Raw genomic sequence first — 15,627 nt, forward strand, 5'->3', positions numbered from 1 at the left:
GCTCCCCCCGACCCTCGGCATCAGAGGGTGAAGCTCTCACCGAGGTAGAGCCGCCGCACGTTCTCATCCGCTACCAGCGCCTGCGGGGTCCCGGCAAAAAGCACCTGGCCGCCGTAGATGATGCAGGCGCGATCGACGATTTCGAGTGTCTCGCGAACATTGTGATCGGTGATCAGCACACCGATTCCGCGGGTCTTGAGGTCCTTCACCAGGTCGCGGATATCGCTGATCGAGAGCGGATCGATCCCGGCGAAGGGCTCGTCAAGCAGCATGATCGACGGCTTGGCCGCCAGCGCGCGGGCAATTTCGCAGCGGCGCCGTTCGCCTCCTGAAAGTGCCATTGCCGGGCTGCTGCGCAGTCGGACAAGGCCGAATTCATCGAGCAGGCGCTCCAGTTCTGCCACGCGGGTCGCGTCGTCCGGTTCGACCATCTCGAGCACGCAGTTGATGTTCTGCTCGACAGTCAGGCCGCGAAAGATGCTGGTTTCCTGCGGCAAATATCCGAGGCCGAGGATCGCCCTGCGATACATCGGCAGGCAGGTAACATCCTGCCCGTCCATCAGGATCCGGCCGGCATCGGGCCGGACCAGACCCATGATCGAATAGAAGCAGGTCGTCTTGCCCGCGCCGTTGGGCCCCAGCAAGCCGAGGACTTCGCCCTTGCCGACGGTCAACGAAATATCGGTCAGGATCGCCCGCTTGTCATAGCTCTTGGCGATCGAGATCACCTCCAAACCGCCTTGCGGAATCGGCGGTGCGGCGTCGTGGACCGGGTCGGTGACGGTGGCTTGGTCGATGTCTGCCATGGCCGCGACATAGGCAGGACTGCGGCGGGTGAAAACCCCGTGCGGCGCTTTGTTAGACGAATTGGCAGGATTCCTGCATGGAAAGCCCCTGGATCACATCGGGACAAGCATACGCAAGATCAGTACGCCTGCTTGCCAGCGCGGCGCAAATTTGAAACAATGCGAATCCGGTGGAGAGGACAGGGGAGATGTCCATGGACAAGGCGGTCGACAAGGGTGACGTCGTCGAGGAAAACGACGGGCACCGTGGTCGGGACTGGCGCAGGTCGATGAGCGACAATGTCGCGCTGGCACTCCTAGTATACACCGCCTTGCAGATCTTCGTCACCGTTCATGCGATGCGCCAGGGCATGAACTCGATCGCACCCTATGTCCTGCTGGTCCTGCTGGTAGCCGGGATAATCCCCTTCTGCCGCAAGTACGAACACCGCTGGACCGCGCTGACCGACGAACAGGCGGTTGATCCGGCGCTGGCCGGTGCCTTTCGCCGCGATCAGATTGCACTGTGGTTGCTCGCGATCAGCACGCCGCTGCTGTTGACCGGGTTCTTCATGCTGATCTTCGCCTGATAACCACCCGGCACGGTTGCCAGCCGCTGGCACCGTCCCTACCTGCTCTGCGATGAACGCAGTCGAATTTGCCCAATCATGATCGCTAGCGATCAGGCGCTGGACCGTTGCCGCCAGCTGGTCGACCTCGCCCGCAGCAAGGGGGCCGATGCGGCCGACGCCGTGTGCCGCGCGAGCACCTCCGAAAGCGTCAGCGTCCGGCTTGGAGCGTTGGAGGATGTCGAGCGCTCGGAGAGCGAGGAAATCGGCCTACGCGTATTCGTCGGGCGTCGCTCCTCCTCGATCCATACCAGCGATTTCGGCGCCGAGGGCCTTGCTGTCCTGGCCGAACGCGCCGTGGAGATGGCCCGGCTCGCGCCCGAGGATCCCTATTCCGGCCTTGCGCCCGAAGGGCGACTGTTTACCGGCGAAACCCCTGAGCTCGACCTACTCGACGCAGGCGAACCTTCGCCGCAGGAGCTGCGTGAGAAGGCGCTGGAAACCGAAGATGCCGCCCGCGCGGTTGCCGGGGTGACGAATTCCAACGGGGGCACCGCCGGGTACTCACGGACTGTGTTTGGGCTCGCCACTTCGCATGGCTTTGCCCGCGGCTATGCCAGCGGGTCGCACACGCTTTCCGCCAGCGTTGTCGCGGGCGAAGGGGCGGACAAGCAGACCGACTATGCCTATCGCACGGCACGCCATCGCGCCGACCTGCCAAGTCCCGCAGACATCGGGCGCGAGGCGGGCGAGCGCGCCGTTCGCAAGGTTGGACCTGGGTCGATCGGATCGGGCCGGATGCCGGTGGTGCTCGACCCGCGCGTGGGTTCGGGCGTGCTCGGCCACCTGCTTTCGGCGATGAGCGGCCCATCGATCGCGCGCAAGGCCAGCTTCCTGCTCGGTCATGAAGAGGACCAATTGTTCGACAGCGCAATCCGCGTGGTCGAGCAGCCGTTGCGCCTCCGCGGGCTGCGCTCGCGCACCTTCGATGGGGAGGGTTTAGCCTGTTCGGACCGGGTGCTGGTTGACGGCGGCCGGATGACCGGATGGCTGACCAATGTCGCCTCGGCTGCGCAACTCGGGCTGGGTCTGACCGGCCATGCGGGACGCGGCGGGGGCGGGGCACCGGGAATTGCGCTTAGCAATGTCGTGTTGGAACCGGGCCAGGCCAGCGTCGCCGAGCTCATCGGAGATATCGAGGACGGGCTCTATGTCACCGGCCTGTTCGGGCAAGGCGTAAACCTTGTGACAGGCGATTACAGCCGCGGCGCCACCGGGCTGCGCATCCGCAAGGGTGAACTGGCCGAACCCGTGGCCGAGATCACCATTGCTTCGACCCTGCTCGAAATGTTCCGCGCGCTGGTTCCGGCCAATGATCTCGAGCTGCTACACGGGATCGACGTGCCGACATTGCGCATCGACAACATGGCGGTTGCGGGAGAATGATGCAGGGGCTCGCCCTGCTTGTTGCCCTGGCCCTGACGGGGCCCTTGCCCACACAGATAGTTGAGCCGGCCGAGACCGAGCCCACGTCCGTACCAACTGTCGTCCAACCGATCGCTACGACCCGGGATGAGGGCGCGGACGAACGCATTGCAGACCGTATTACCGGTATTTTCGCCGAACTGCCGGCATTCGAACGCGTGGAAGCCACCGCAAGCGAAGGCGTAGTCGTGCTGTTGGGCACGGTGCCGAAGCAGGACGATATTGCCCGTGCAGAGGCGATTGCAGGCCGTGTTTCGGGAGTGGTGACGGTTGAAAACCGGCTCAAACGCGATGTATCCCTGTCTCCTGAAGGCGCCGGCTTTGCCAGCCTTGCGGACCGGTTCGACAGGTTTGTGCGGCTGCTGCCGTTGATTGCTGCGGCCCTCGCCGTGTGGGCGGTCATCGCGCTTGTTGGCTACGTAATCGCCGGCTTCGGCGCGCTGTGGCATCGGATAGCAACGAACAGCTTCCTTGCCGAGCTGATTGCCAGCGCAATCCGGTTCATCTTCGTTGTTGGCGGGCTGGTCATCGCGCTGGATATGATCGGTGCTACCGCACTGCTTGGGGCGGTCCTCGGCGGCGCGGGCGTAATCGGAATCGCGCTGGGTTTTGCCATGCGGGAGACGATTGAGAACTACGTTGCGTCGCTAATGCTGTCGCTACGACAGCCCTTCCGGGCCAACGATTGGGTGAAGATCGACCAGTTCGAAGGTCGGGTAATCCGCCTGACCAGTCGCGCAACGATCCTGATGACGCTGGATGGAAATCACCTGCGTATTCCCAATGGTCAGGTGTTTCGCGCGATCATACTGAATTACACGCGCAACCCGCAGCGGCGTTTCGATTTCGAACTGGGCATCGATGTCGACGACGACGCGCTGGCGGCGCGGCAGCTGGGGCGCGACACCTTGGCGGGACTGGATTTCGTGCTCTCCGACCCGCCGCCCGAGGGCCGGATTCGCCGCGTGGGGGATTCCAACGTGGTGATCCTGTTCCTCGGCTGGATCGACCAACGGGAGACCGATTGGTGGAAGGCGCAAAGTCAGGCGATTCCGGCGGTGAAGGAAGCCTTGGAGAAAGCCGGCTTCGGCCTGCCCGAGCCCATTTATCGGTTGCGTATCGACCCGCGTTCGGCAGGCGTGCCGATCGAATCGATCGAGGCCGCACGCGGCGATTCAGCTTCTGCCCAACGGCCGCGCAAGGTTCAGGCTCCTCTTCCGGCAGGTGAAGAGGAGGATATCCGTCCTGCGGACAAGGTTGCCGCGATGGTAGAGGAAGAACGCCGGCAGGCCGGCGCGGAGCAGGAGACAGATCTCCTCGACCGCACCCGCCCGGTGGAATAGCTTCTACTTGCTGGCCTGGTAGCGTTCGATCGCTTCGATGACGATCTGGCGCGCTTCGGCGGCCTCGCCCCACTTGCCGACGCGGACCCACTTATCCGCTTCGAGATCCTTGTAGTGGGTGAAGAAGTGCTCGATCTGCTGGAAGATGATCGAGGGCAGGTCCTTGGTCTCGCCGACGTCGGAATAGTAGGGGAAGGTCGTGTCCACGGGGACGCAGATCAGCTTCTCGTCGCCGCCATGCTCGTCTTCCAGGTTGAGCACGCCGATCGGGCGCGCACGCACCACGCAGCCGGGGATGAAGGGCGAACGCGAGATGACCAGCGCGTCGAGCGGATCGCCGTCGGGCGAAAGCGTGTGCGGCACGAAGCCGTAGTTCGCCGGATAGCGCATCGGCGTGTGCAGGATACGGTCGACGAACAGCGCGCCCGATTCCTTGTCGAATTCATATTTGACCGGTTCGCCGCCGGTCGGAACCTCGATAATGACGTTGAGGCTCTCGGGCGGATTGTCGCCCACGGGGATCTTGTCGATGCGCATGACGCGTCCTTGCTGAGTGTGTTCGTCCCTCTCCCCAGAAAGACTTTGCGACGGCGCCCTTAGAGGCGTGCCGCCAAGGCCGCAACCCGCACTCTAACCTGAAATTGGCGCCAGCAATCGGTCGAGCCCCTGGACTTCGCTACCCTTCGCCTCGAGCCAGGGGTACCGCAGGCCCCCGTGGTAATCGATCGCGATCGTATCGTAGCGCTCGCCGCGCTTGACCAGCAGCTCGATCGGGCGCTGTTCTGCCTTTGCGGCGATGATCGCATCGCGGATCGCATCCTGCGAATAGGCAATCCTGCCGACCGCCACCACCTGCGTGCCGTTGACGATGCCGGCATTGAAGGCGGGGCCGTCCCACAAGGTACTGACGACCTTGCCCTCCTTGTCGAGGTTCATGCCCAGCGAATAGAACAGGTCGAGGTAGTTGGCGCCGCCCATCCGACCCTTGTGATAGGGATTGGGCTCCTCCTTCCACACTAGTTGGTATCCAGCCATTTCGATGCCGCGCACTGGCGCCGGCTGTCCCGGCTGGCGCAGGCGGGTATCGAGGAAATTTGCCCAATCGTAGGGGTAGACCGCATTCAGCGTCGTCACGACTTCGTCGAAGTCATAGGTCAGCTGGCCCCAGTCACCGCCAGTCTTGCCGAAGAAGGCCTTGGCGAAATCGTCGAGCCCCTTGGCGCCGCCAGTCCCTTGGCGGATGGTCTGATCAGCCTCGAGCCAGGTCAGCGCCCCCTCGGTATAGTAATCCTCGCTGCGCTGGAGCGAAGGGTAGGGGTGCGGGCGACGGGCGTTGACGATCGGATCATAGGTGGTGTCCTGAACGCTGCGCCAGGCCCGGCCCGGCTGGCCTTCGGAATAGTTCGCCGCGGCCAGTGCAAGCGTGCCGAGGATCGTTTCCTTCTTCTGCAAGCCCGATCGGGCCGCGAGAATCCAGCCCCAGAACTGCGTCTGCCCCTCATAGACCCACAGCAGGTCGTCCTGCATCGGGGTGCTATAGTCGGGGGTCCACAGCCCTTCGGGGCGGCGGAACTTGCCATTCCAGCTATGCACCAGCTCGTGGCTGACGACGTTGTGGTCCCAGTCCATCTCGTCCCACTTGATCAGCGCATTGGGCTCGTACTGGTTCTCCGCCGAACGATGGTGTTCGAGCCCGATTCCACCCATCCGGTCGGTCATCGCGAGCAGGATGTCGTAGTGATCGAAGTGCCGCGTACCGAACAGCGCGTCGGCCTCGTCGACGAGCCTCTCGAAGCGCGCGAGGTTCTCCGGCGCGATAGCGAGATATTTGGGCGCATCGGCCACGGCATCGAGGCGGACGTTCTCGCCCACCTCCCATTGCTTGGCATACTTCCCCGCGAAGATCGGCGAATCGACCAGCGTTTCGTAATCGACCGTCGCCCAGCTCAGCGTGTCGCCCTTGCGCGCCTTGCCGTCGAGTGCGGTGAAGACTTCCCAACCCTGCGGCACCGTCACGCTTGGCGTCACCGCGATGCGGCGGGTGTAATGGCCCGCGGGGTAGAGGCTCATCTTCTCCCACTGCAGGTTGAGCATCTCCTGCGTCATGGTGATGCGTCCCTCGCTGCCGGTAATCGGCGAGGTGTGGACGAAACTGGCGACTACTTCGCGGGTTCCGGCAGGGACGCTCACGATGAAGCGGTACACGTCGAGTGCATCGCGCTTCCAGCTCAGCGGCTTGCCGCCGGCGGTAAAGCGGATGTTCGAGAGCTGCGCGATCGGCCCGCGCGGTGCGTGATTGCCGGGCAGCCATTCCGGAAACAGTAACACCAGCTCGCGCGTATCGGCGGTCACCGGAATGGTCTCCGTCACGCGATAGACTCTGCGCTGTGTGTCGCTGGCATCGATGGCGAGCCGGATCGTCCCGCCCGGCCAGGGCGTGTCTTGCGGCAGCGGGGTCGCATCTTGCAGCTGTGGTGCGATCGGCGCGGAATTGCCTTCGGGACGGGCTTCGGCAGCGGGGGTGAGAAGGAGGGTGGCGGCGAGTGCGAACGGCGCGGTGCGAATAATCATGGCGCGCCTCATGCGAAAACCTGCCTTGCGAGGCAAGGGCAGGCTCGACGAGCGGCTTTCCCCGTTCCGCCGAACGCGCTAAGCGCCGCGCCAACATGAGCAAGACTCCCCAAGCCATTCGCGGCACGCAGGACATTTTCGGTGCCGATGCCGAAGCCTTCGCTTTCGTGGTCGAGACCTTCGAACGCGTGCGCAGGCTCTATCGCTTCCGCCGGGTCGAGATGCCGGTGTTCGAAAAGACCGAGGTATTCAGCCGTGCCATCGGCGAAACCACCGATGTCGTATCGAAGGAGATGTACTCTTTCGACGACCGTGGTGGAGAGAGCCTGACGCTGCGTCCCGAATTCACCGCGGGGATCGCGCGCGCCTATCTCACCAATGGCTGGCAGCAGCATGTACCGTTGAAGCTCGCGACCCATGGCCCGCTCTTCCGCTACGAACGGCCGCAGAAGGGTCGCTATCGCCAGTTCTACCAGATCGACGCCGAGATCATCGGCGTGGCCGAACCGCAGGCCGATGTCGAATTGCTGGCGATGGCCGACCAGATCATTCGCGAACTCGGCATCGAAGGCGTGACATTGCACCTCAACACGCTCGGCGATGGCGACAGCCGCGATGCCTGGCGCTCGGCGCTGGTCGAGCATTTCCGGGCGGTGAAGGATGAGTTGAGCGAAGATTCGCAGGAGCGGCTTGAGAAAAATCCGCTGCGCATCCTCGACAGCAAGGATCCGCGCGACAAGCGCTTCGTTGCCGATGCGCCGAAGATCGACACCTATCTGTCGGACGAGGCGCGCGCCTTCTTCAATGCGGTGACCAGCGGCCTCGACGCCGCGGGGGTGAAATGGGTTCGCGCGGAAAGCCTCGTGCGCGGGCTCGACTACTATCGTCACACCGCCTTCGAATTCATTCCCGATGAGGGCAGCGAGGCGGCCGGCAAACTCGGCAGCCAGAGCACCATCCTCGGCGGCGGTCGCTACGACGGGTTGATGGAAAGCCTCGGTGGCGCCCCCACACCGGCGGTAGGCTGGGCGGCCGGGATCGAACGGCTGGCGATGCTGGTTGGAGACAAGGGCGAACCGAAAGCGGATGTCGTCGTCGTGGTCGAGGATGACGAGCTCATCGCCAACGCGATTGCCGCCATCGGACGGATCCGGGCGGCGGGTCACTCCGCGGAGCTCGTGGCGACGGGCAGCCCGCGCAAGCGCTTCGACAAGGCCGTTAAGGCCGGTGCCGAAAAGATCGTTGCCTTCGCGCTTCGCGATGGGGTCGAACATGTTCGGATCAAGGCGGATGATGGTGCACGCAGCCACATCGAAGGCCTGCTCGGCTAAACATGACGATACCCGCCGAACGCCTTGACCAGATCACGCATCGCTTTGCCGAGCTCGAGGCGCGCATGGCCTCGGGTACGCTCGAGGGCGAGGCCTTCGTGCGCGCGAGCCGCGACTATGCCGAGCTTGAGCCGGTGGCCAAAGTGGCGCGTGAAGTGCGCGAGATTCGCCATGAGATAGCCGAACTGGCGCTGCTGGTCGAAGATCCGGAGATGAAGGCGCTGGCCGACGAGGAACTCGCGCGGCTGCGCCAGCGCCTGCCCGAGGCCGAGCGTGAGCTGGCCATCGCCATGCTTCCGCGCGATGCGGCTGACAGCCGTCCCGCCATGCTCGAAATCCGCGCCGGCACCGGTGGGGACGAGGCGGCGCTGTTCGCGGGCGATCTCTATCGCATGTACGAACGTTTCGCCGCCGAACAGGGGTGGAAGGTCGAGCCGGTGAGCATGAACGCTTCCGAAGTCGGCGGCTTCAAGGAAATCGTCGCCGCCGTCACCGGCAACGGGGTCTTCGCCAAGCTCAAGTTCGAGAGTGGCGTCCACCGCGTCCAGCGCGTGCCCGAAACCGAAAGCGGCGGACGCATCCACACCAGCGCCGCGACCGTAGCGGTCCTGCCCGAACCCGACGAGGTCGATGTGCAGATCGATCCGGGCGACCTCAAGATCGACGTCTATCGCGCCAGCGGCGCCGGCGGGCAGCACGTCAACACCACCGACAGCGCGGTGCGCATCACGCATCTGCCGACCAATACGGTGGTTACCTGCCAGGACGCGCGCAGCCAGCACAAGAACCGCGAGAAGGCGATGCAGGTGCTTCGTGCGCGGCTCTACGAAGCGCAGCGCGAAGCGACGCAGGGCGCCGAGGCCGAGGCACGCAGGGCGATGGTCGGCAGCGGCGACCGCTCGGAGCGTATCCGCACCTACAACTTCCCGCAGGGCCGCGTGACCGATCATCGCATCGGCCTGACCCTGCACAAGCTGCCCGAAATCCTCGCGGGACCGGGCCTCGCCGAGCTCATCGACGCGTTGATCGCCGAGGATGAGGCCAAGCGGCTCGCGGCGCTCAGTGACTGATACCGTCGCCGGGGCGCTGCGCAGGGCAAGCGAGCGGCTCTCGACTTCGAGCGACACGGCCCGGCTCGATGCCGAGTTGCTGATGGCGCATGCGCTGGGCGTCTCGCGCTCGGACCTGCTGTTGAAGCATATGCGCGATGCCGCCCCCGAAGGGTTCCTGCCCCTCGTCGAGCGTCGCGCGAAGAAAGAACCGGTGGCCCACATCGTCGGGATGCAGGAGTTCTTCGGTCTCGATTTCACGGTGACCCCCGATACGCTGATCCCGCGTGGCGATAGTGAAACGGTGGTGCTGGCTGCCCTGGAGGCGGCCCCCGATGCGGCGCGAGTGCTCGACATGGGGACCGGTACCGGGGCCTTGTTGCTGGCTTTCCTGCATGAGTGTCAGCAAGCGCGGGGCATCGGGATCGATGCTTCGCCCGGCGCGCTGGCAGTGGCGCAGGTCAATGCCGAGCGGCTGAGACTGGTGGGCAGGGCAGGCTTTCGACTTGCCTCGTGGCATGAGAAAGGCTGGACCGACGAGCTTGGCCGGTTCGACCTGGTCCTGTGTAACCCCCCCTATGTCGAGGATGATGCCCAGCTCGAGCCCGACGTCCGCGATTATGAACCGGGAACTGCCCTGTTTGCGGGACCGGAAGGGCTTGACGACTATCGCGCAATCGTCCCGCAGCTTGGCAAGCTTCTTTTGCCGGGAGGCGTCGCGGTCCTCGAAATCGGTGCGAATCAGGCGGAGTCGGTGTCCGCCATCGCCCGCGAATCGGGGTTCGCTGTGGAGCTTCGCCGAGACCTTGGTGAGCGGCCTCGTGCACTGATTCTCAGATAAGGCTTGGCAAAGCCGATTCGACCCTCTACCTCTGGCCGTAGGCCAGTGGTGCGCGACACGTTCGTCCCAGGGGTCTAGCTCCGACATTTGCAGTTCCGGTGCGCGGCCACAAGCCTCGTATACCATGCACAGACTGGGGCACGCGATCCGCGACAAGCGCGGGCGCGCAAGGGGTCACGCGGCCAGTGCGAACCGATGGGTTCGTGCCGCGAATTTGATGAGGACCAGCTACCCTTGAACAACAATCGCAATAACCGTCGTCGCGGACGCGGTAACAATCGCAGCCAGGGCGGTGGCAACAATGCCAACCGCATCGATAGCCGTGCGCGGGGCAATGCGCCGCAGCTGCTCGACAAGTACAAGAAGCTCGCCCAGGACGCGCAACACAACGGCGACCGGGTGCAGATGGAATACTACCTGCAGTTCGCCGACCATTATTTCCGCGTGATTGCCGACAACAAGGCGCGCCAGGACGAAGCCCGGGGCAAGCGCTTTGACGAGCGCGATCAGGACGAGGACGAGGATGAGGACGGCGAGGATCGCCGCCGCAGCCAGAACAACCGCCGCGAGCGCGGCCGCCGCGACGATCGCGACGCCGACCGTAACGACGAACCGCAGGGTGAAGACAGCGATGGCGGCGCATATGAGCCGCCCGAGAATCCCTTCACCCGCCGCGAGGAAGAGCCGCGCAAGCGCCGCGCCCCGCGCAAGTCTCGTCGTGATGAGGAAGGCACCGGTGGCAAGGACGGCGAGATCGATGCAGCGGTGCTGCCGCCGTCCCTCAGCTCGAACGATGATGATGCGGCTGAAAAGCCCGCTCCGCGTCGGCGTCGGCGCAAGCAGGAAGAAGACGAAGAAGCCAGCGTGGCCTGATCACGCTTGATTGGCTGAACCAAAACCCTATTGGGCGAAGCCGATGGATGTGACCCTCGGCTTCGCCCGCCGCCACCCCCGATGGACCGCACTGGCGCTGGGCGCCTTGGTCGCGCTCGGTCTTCCACCGCTCCATCTGTGGCCGCTGGCAATCGTTGGGATGGGTGCCTTTGCGCTGCTCATCGCCGAAAGTCCCACGCGCAAGGAAGTCTTCCTGCGCGGCTGGTTGTTCGGGGTCGCCCATTTCACCTTGGTGAACAACTGGATCGCGACGGCCTTTACCTATCAGGCGGAAATGCCCGCCGTTCTCGGTTGGGTCGCTGTGCCGTTGGTCTCGCTCTACCTCGCGGTCTACCCCGCGATTGCGGCGCTGCTCGCCTGGTCGATCACACGCCGCGGCCCCATGCCAGCCTTTGCCCTGTCGTTGGGGGCAAGCTGGGTCCTTGCCGAATGGCTGCGCAGCTGGGTCTTTACCGGATACGGCTGGGGTCCGTTCTCGCTGATCCTGCTGGGGGAATGGGATCGACCGGGTTGGGGCATTCTTCTCCCCTTCATCGGGACCTATGCGCTTTCGGGCATCGCGGTCACGCTTGCCGGGTTTGCTGCTTGGCTGGTCGTACAGCGCAACTGGCTGCCTCTCGGCAGTCTCACAGTCCTGCTTGCAGTTGGCATGTACTGGCCCGCTGCCCGGCCCGATGAGGGCGTGCTTCCGCTCACCCTGGTGCAGCCCAATCTCAAGCAGGAAGAGATCGTCGATCCGACCAAGTTCGAGGGCCAGTTCCAGAACCTGGCGCAATTGAGCATGCCGCTGACCCCGCTCAGCCATCGGCTGGTCCTGTGGCCGGAAAGCGGGGTGCCCGACTACCTGCGCGAAGGCTATCCGCAGCGCTACTACAACCAGATGACCGCCGCCGGCGATCCGGTCTTCGCCAGGCGCAGGATCGGCAGCGTGCTCGGCAGCGGCGGACTGCTGCTGACCGGCGTGGTCGATCTCGAGATCGGCGATGTCGACGGCATGCGCAGGGCCGTGGGGGCCTACAATGCGATTACCTGGATCGACCCGGCAGGCAATCTTGGCCCGCGCTATTCCAAGGCCCACCTCGTCCCCTATGGCGAATATCTCCCGCTCGGTTGGCTGCTCGAGCCGCTCGGTCTTTCGCGGCTGGTGGCAGGTTCGATCGAATTCATCCCCGGCCCCGGCCCGCAAACCCTGAATCTTGGCGATTACGGCAAGGCGGGGATGCAGATCTGTTACGAGATCGTCTTCTCGGGCGAAGTGGTCGATCCAGGCGAACGCCCCGACTACATCTTCAATCCTTCGAACGATGGCTGGTTCGGATCTTGGGGGCCGCCGCAGCACCTCGGCCAGGCGCGCATGCGGGCCGCTGAAGAAGGGCTACCCGTGTTGCGGTCGACCACCACCGGCATCAGTGCGGTCATCGATGCGCGGGGCGTGGTGCGCGAACATATCGACCGGCAGGTCGCGGGCCGCATCGATACGCTGGTACCGCCGGCCGCGCCGCCGACGCTGTTTGCGCAGCTCGGGCATTGGTTGACGCTGGCCTGGGGTTTGCTGCTGCTCGCGCTTTCGCTGGTTGCCATCCGGCGGGCGGGAGGCTACCGCCCGCGTAGCACATAAAGACTTCTTTATATCGGGATCTATAGCTGCATGCGCACCAACTACTTGTTTACCTCCGAAAGCGTCTCGGAGGGTCATCCCGACAAGGTTTCCGACCAGATCAGCGACGCGATCGTCGACCTGATGTTGGCGCAGGACCCCGAGGCGCGTGTCGCCTGCGAAACCATGACCACGACCCAGCGCGTGATCCTTTCGGGCGAAATCCGCTGTGCCCCGATGTACGACGCCAAGAACCCCAACTGGGCCGAGAATGGCGGCTGGGCCCCCGGCGCCAAGGAAGAGATCGAGAAGGCGGTGCGTCGGACGGTCCGTGAGATCGGCTATGAGCAGGACGGCTTCCACTGGCAGACCCTGACCTTCGAGAACCACCTCCACGGCCAGAGCGCGCATATTGCGCAGGGGGTCGATGCCAGCGGCAACAAGGACGAAGGTGCCGGCGACCAGGGCATCATGTTCGGCTTCGCCTGCGACGAGACGCCCGACCTGATGCCGGCGACGATCGACTATTCGCACAAGATCCTCGAGCGGCTCGCCGCAGACCGCAAGAGCGGTGCGGCACCCTTCCTCGAGCCCGACGCCAAGAGCCAGGTGACATTGCGCTACGAAAACGGACGCCCGGTCGAATGCACCGCGGTGGTCGTTTCGACCCAGCATGCGCCTGGCTATGACGAGGGCGAGAAGGAAGCCGAGCTCAAGAACTATATTAAGCGGGTGGTCGACGAAATTCTGCCCGATGGCTGGATTACCGATGCGACCGAATGGCACATCAACCCGACGGGCGCCTTCGAGATTGGCGGGCCCGATGGCGACGCAGGGCTGACCGGCCGCAAGATCATCGTCGATACCTATGGTGGAGCGGCCCCGCATGGCGGCGGCGCCTTCAGCGGCAAGGACCCAACAAAGGTCGATCGCTCGGCTGCCTACATCACCCGCTACCTTGCCAAGAACATCGTCGCAGCGGGTCTCGCGAAGCGCTGCACCATCCAGTTGAGCTATGCGATCGGCGTATCGAAGCCGCTTTCGCTCTACGTCGACACGCACGGCACCAGTGCGGAAGGGGTAACCGACGAAGGGCTCGAAGAGGCAATCCGCGGTATCGACAAGCTTGGCGGCCTGACCCCGCGCGGCATCCGCACGCACTTGGGCCTCAACAAGCCGATCTATCGCCCGACCGCTGCCTATGGCCATTTCGGGAGGCAGGCCGATGGCGACTATTTCCCGTGGGAACGAACCGATCTCGTCGCCGACCTGAAGGCCGCTTTCGCCTAGGAGTCCTGCCCCTTGCGCGGGCTCGGCCGATCGAGCGCGAGCTCGGCATCGGAAAAGGTGAAGGGGCTGCGCACGCCGGGGATGCCGTCGAGTTCGATCTGCATCCCCCGTGCGATGACCTGGCGGTCGGCGAAGACCTGATCGATCGCGTTGATCGGCCCGGCCGGGATGCCAGCGTCGCCGCATTCGGCCAGCAGCTCTTCCTTCTGCCACTTGGCGGTCTCACCCGCGATCAAGGCATCGAGTGCGGCCCGATTGGCGAGGCGTCCCTCGTTGCTGGTAAAGCGCTCGTCACCGAGCAGGTCCTCGCGACCGAGCAATGACAGCAATCGCCGGAACAGGCCGTCATTGGCGGGCGCCAGCACCACTTCGCCATCGGCCACCGGGAATACGCCATAGGCGCTGACCTGTGCATGTTCGTTGCCCATGCGCGGCGGATTGGTGCCGGTCGTCAGGTAGTGCATCGCCTGGCTGGCGAGCAGGCCGACCGAGCAGTCGAGCAGCGCCATGTCGACATGCTGGCCGCGCCCGGTCCGCTCCCGCATGGCCAGCGCGGCCTGGATTCCGATCACTGCGTAAAGCCCGCAGGCCAAGTCGGAAATCGAGACGCCCATTTTCATCGGCTGCCCTTGCGGCTCGCCCGTCAGCGCCATGAAGCCGCTCATGCCCTGGATGACGAAGTCGTAACCCGCCTCATGCGCGCGCGGGCCGGTCTGGCCGAAACCGGTGATCGAGCAATAGACGAGCCCGGGATTGGCTTCCGAAAGCACTTCGTAGTCGAGCCCGAACTTCGCCAGCGTGCCGGTCTTGAAGTTCTCCAGCACCACGTCGGCGCTTTCGGCAAGGGCCCGGACGCGCGCGAGGTCGTCGGGATTCTTGAAGTCCGCGACGATGCCGCGCTTTCCGCGATTGGTGCCATGATAATAGGCTGCCTCGCGCGCACCGTCTTCGCGCTCGATCCAGGGCGGGCCCCACTTGCGGGTCCCATCGCCATCGGGGCTTTCGACCTTGATCACGTCCGCGCCGAGGTCGGCGAGGATCTGGCCCGCCCAGGGGCCGGCCAACACGCGGGCAAGTTCGAGGACTTTCAGTCCGGCGAGAGGGGCCTTGGGGTTGCGCGGGTTATCGAGCCACATGGGCAGCGCTGCTGCGCTTCCGGATCGTCCCGGTCAAGCGTTCAGATGGCGTAAGCGTTGGGGTCTTCGTCGGGCCAACGCACCAACCTTGGGTTGCTGCGGTTAAGGAAGACCGCGGGCAGCTTGGCCAGCATCAGCGACTTGTGGATCCAATAGTCGGTCCACTTCTCGCGCCAGCGCGGCTTGGGGCGGCGGCCATGCGCCCGCAGCCAGCTGTCATAAGGCATCCAGTGGCTCGGTTCGTCCTTCTCCACCACCTCGAAGATGCGCTTGAGGCCCTTGTCTGAGAGGATATGGCGGTTCTTCAGCAACACCTCGACCTGGTCCATGCCGCGCTGTTCGGTGATCATGATCACCCGACAGAGTTTCTCGAATTCCTCGCCGTTGGCGACGATCGCCTGCGTGTCGAGTTCGTCGATGGTGCAGCCAAACACGGTCTCGATGAAATGGTCGATATGCCCGCAGGTGCGGTCGACCTTGAGCGGCATCTTGCCCTGCAGTTCGAACCAGCGGCGGAACATGCGATAGTGCTTTTCCTCGTCGGCGCGGTGCTTTTCAACCGCGGCAATGAACTCCGCATCGTCGGGGCAGCGCGCCCGCACCGCCTCGAGCACGCGATCGAGCGAGGTGTATCCCCGGTGCTCGTTGTAGATGTATATCGACCCGAGCACGTCGAGAAACCGGTTACGAAAGGCAGCCTGCAAACCCATGCGACTAGTGTCGCATGGATCGCGAG

At 64.4% G+C, this 15,627-nt stretch carries 14 protein-coding genes; 9 read left to right on the top strand and 5 right to left on the bottom strand.

Annotated features, from left to right (window positions below):
* Positions 1 to 20 precede the first annotated feature (20 nt).
* Positions 21 to 806: an LPS export ABC transporter ATP-binding protein gene (lptB, locus tag HQR01_RS06680; RefSeq protein WP_173213707.1), complete on the bottom strand. Its 786-nt coding sequence runs from the start codon at positions 804 to 806 to the stop codon at positions 21 to 23.
* Between the two features lie 194 nt (positions 807 to 1,000).
* Between lptB and HQR01_RS06685 the strand changes: the two genes are divergently transcribed.
* The 3 genes from HQR01_RS06685 to HQR01_RS06695 all read left to right on the top strand — a co-directional run bounded on the left by HQR01_RS06685 (position 1,001) and on the right by HQR01_RS06695 (position 4,182).
* Positions 1,001 to 1,375, top strand: a complete 375-nt coding sequence (locus tag HQR01_RS06685; RefSeq protein ID WP_173213708.1) for a hypothetical protein — start codon at positions 1,001 to 1,003, stop codon at positions 1,373 to 1,375.
* Between the two features lie 78 nt (positions 1,376 to 1,453).
* Positions 1,454 to 2,800: a TldD/PmbA family protein gene (locus tag HQR01_RS06690; protein WP_173213710.1), complete on the top strand. Its 1,347-nt coding sequence runs from the start codon at positions 1,454 to 1,456 to the stop codon at positions 2,798 to 2,800.
* Positions 2,797 to 4,182, top strand: a complete 1,386-nt coding sequence (locus tag HQR01_RS06695; RefSeq protein ID WP_173213711.1) for a mechanosensitive ion channel family protein — start codon at positions 2,797 to 2,799, stop codon at positions 4,180 to 4,182. Before HQR01_RS06690 ends, HQR01_RS06695 begins: the two co-directional genes overlap by 4 nt.
* A 3-nt stretch (positions 4,183 to 4,185) precedes the next feature.
* On the opposite strand, the gene ppa is transcribed toward HQR01_RS06695, so the two are convergent.
* Entirely contained in the window at positions 4,186 to 4,719 is a 534-nt protein-coding gene (ppa, locus tag HQR01_RS06700) for an inorganic diphosphatase (protein WP_173213713.1), read from the bottom strand.
* A 93-nt stretch (positions 4,720 to 4,812) separates the two neighbouring features.
* Positions 4,813 to 6,753 carry a M61 family metallopeptidase gene (locus tag HQR01_RS06705; RefSeq protein ID WP_173213715.1) on the bottom strand — a complete coding sequence of 647 codons (1,941 nt, stop codon included), beginning with the start codon at positions 6,751 to 6,753 and terminating at the stop codon, positions 4,813 to 4,815.
* A 95-nt stretch (positions 6,754 to 6,848) separates the two neighbouring features.
* Here HQR01_RS06705 and hisS point away from each other — a divergent pair, with 95 nt between their 5' ends.
* The 6 genes from hisS (at position 6,849) to metK (ending at position 13,755) form a co-directional block, all read left to right on the top strand.
* Positions 6,849 to 8,084 (top strand): histidine--tRNA ligase, encoded by a 1,236-nt coding sequence (gene hisS, locus HQR01_RS06710; protein ID WP_173213717.1) that lies wholly within the window; start codon positions 6,849 to 6,851, stop codon positions 8,082 to 8,084.
* Between the two features lie 2 nt (positions 8,085 to 8,086).
* The gene (gene prfA / locus HQR01_RS06715) at positions 8,087 to 9,154 is read left to right on the top strand and encodes a peptide chain release factor 1 (RefSeq protein ID WP_173213719.1); all 1,068 of its coding nucleotides are present in this window, start codon (positions 8,087 to 8,089) and stop codon (positions 9,152 to 9,154) included.
* The gene (gene prmC, locus HQR01_RS06720; protein ID WP_407644598.1) at positions 9,147 to 9,974 is read left to right on the top strand and encodes a peptide chain release factor N(5)-glutamine methyltransferase; all 828 of its coding nucleotides are present in this window, start codon (positions 9,147 to 9,149) and stop codon (positions 9,972 to 9,974) included. Before prfA ends, prmC begins: the two co-directional genes overlap by 8 nt.
* Positions 9,975 to 10,208: 234 nt before the next feature.
* Positions 10,209 to 10,847: a DUF4167 domain-containing protein gene (locus HQR01_RS06725; protein WP_173213722.1), complete on the top strand. Its 639-nt coding sequence runs from the start codon at positions 10,209 to 10,211 to the stop codon at positions 10,845 to 10,847.
* Positions 10,848 to 10,890: 43 nt separating this feature from the next.
* Positions 10,891 to 12,486, top strand: a complete 1,596-nt coding sequence (gene lnt, locus HQR01_RS06730; RefSeq protein WP_173213724.1) for an apolipoprotein N-acyltransferase — start codon at positions 10,891 to 10,893, stop codon at positions 12,484 to 12,486.
* A gap of 30 nt (positions 12,487 to 12,516) precedes the next feature.
* Positions 12,517 to 13,755 (top strand): methionine adenosyltransferase, encoded by a 1,239-nt coding sequence (gene metK / locus HQR01_RS06735; protein WP_173213726.1) that lies wholly within the window; start codon positions 12,517 to 12,519, stop codon positions 13,753 to 13,755.
* Here the strand turns inward: metK and HQR01_RS06740 are convergent.
* Together HQR01_RS06740 and HQR01_RS06745 are read right to left on the bottom strand one after the other, a co-directional pair.
* On the bottom strand, positions 13,752 to 14,891 hold the full coding sequence (locus tag HQR01_RS06740) for a CaiB/BaiF CoA transferase family protein (RefSeq protein WP_173213728.1): 1,140 nt from the start codon (positions 14,889 to 14,891) through the stop codon (positions 13,752 to 13,754). The two genes, metK and HQR01_RS06740, sit on opposite strands and share 4 nt — an antisense overlap.
* Before the next feature lie 41 nt (positions 14,892 to 14,932).
* Complete coding sequence (locus tag HQR01_RS06745; RefSeq protein ID WP_173213730.1) at positions 14,933 to 15,601, bottom strand: ferritin-like domain-containing protein; 669 nt, start codon at positions 15,599 to 15,601, stop codon at positions 14,933 to 14,935.
* Positions 15,602 to 15,627 lie beyond the last annotated feature (26 nt).

This window comes from Erythrobacter mangrovi (assembly GCF_013260645.1).
Taxonomy (GTDB): domain Bacteria; phylum Pseudomonadota; class Alphaproteobacteria; order Sphingomonadales; family Sphingomonadaceae; genus Qipengyuania; species Qipengyuania mangrovi.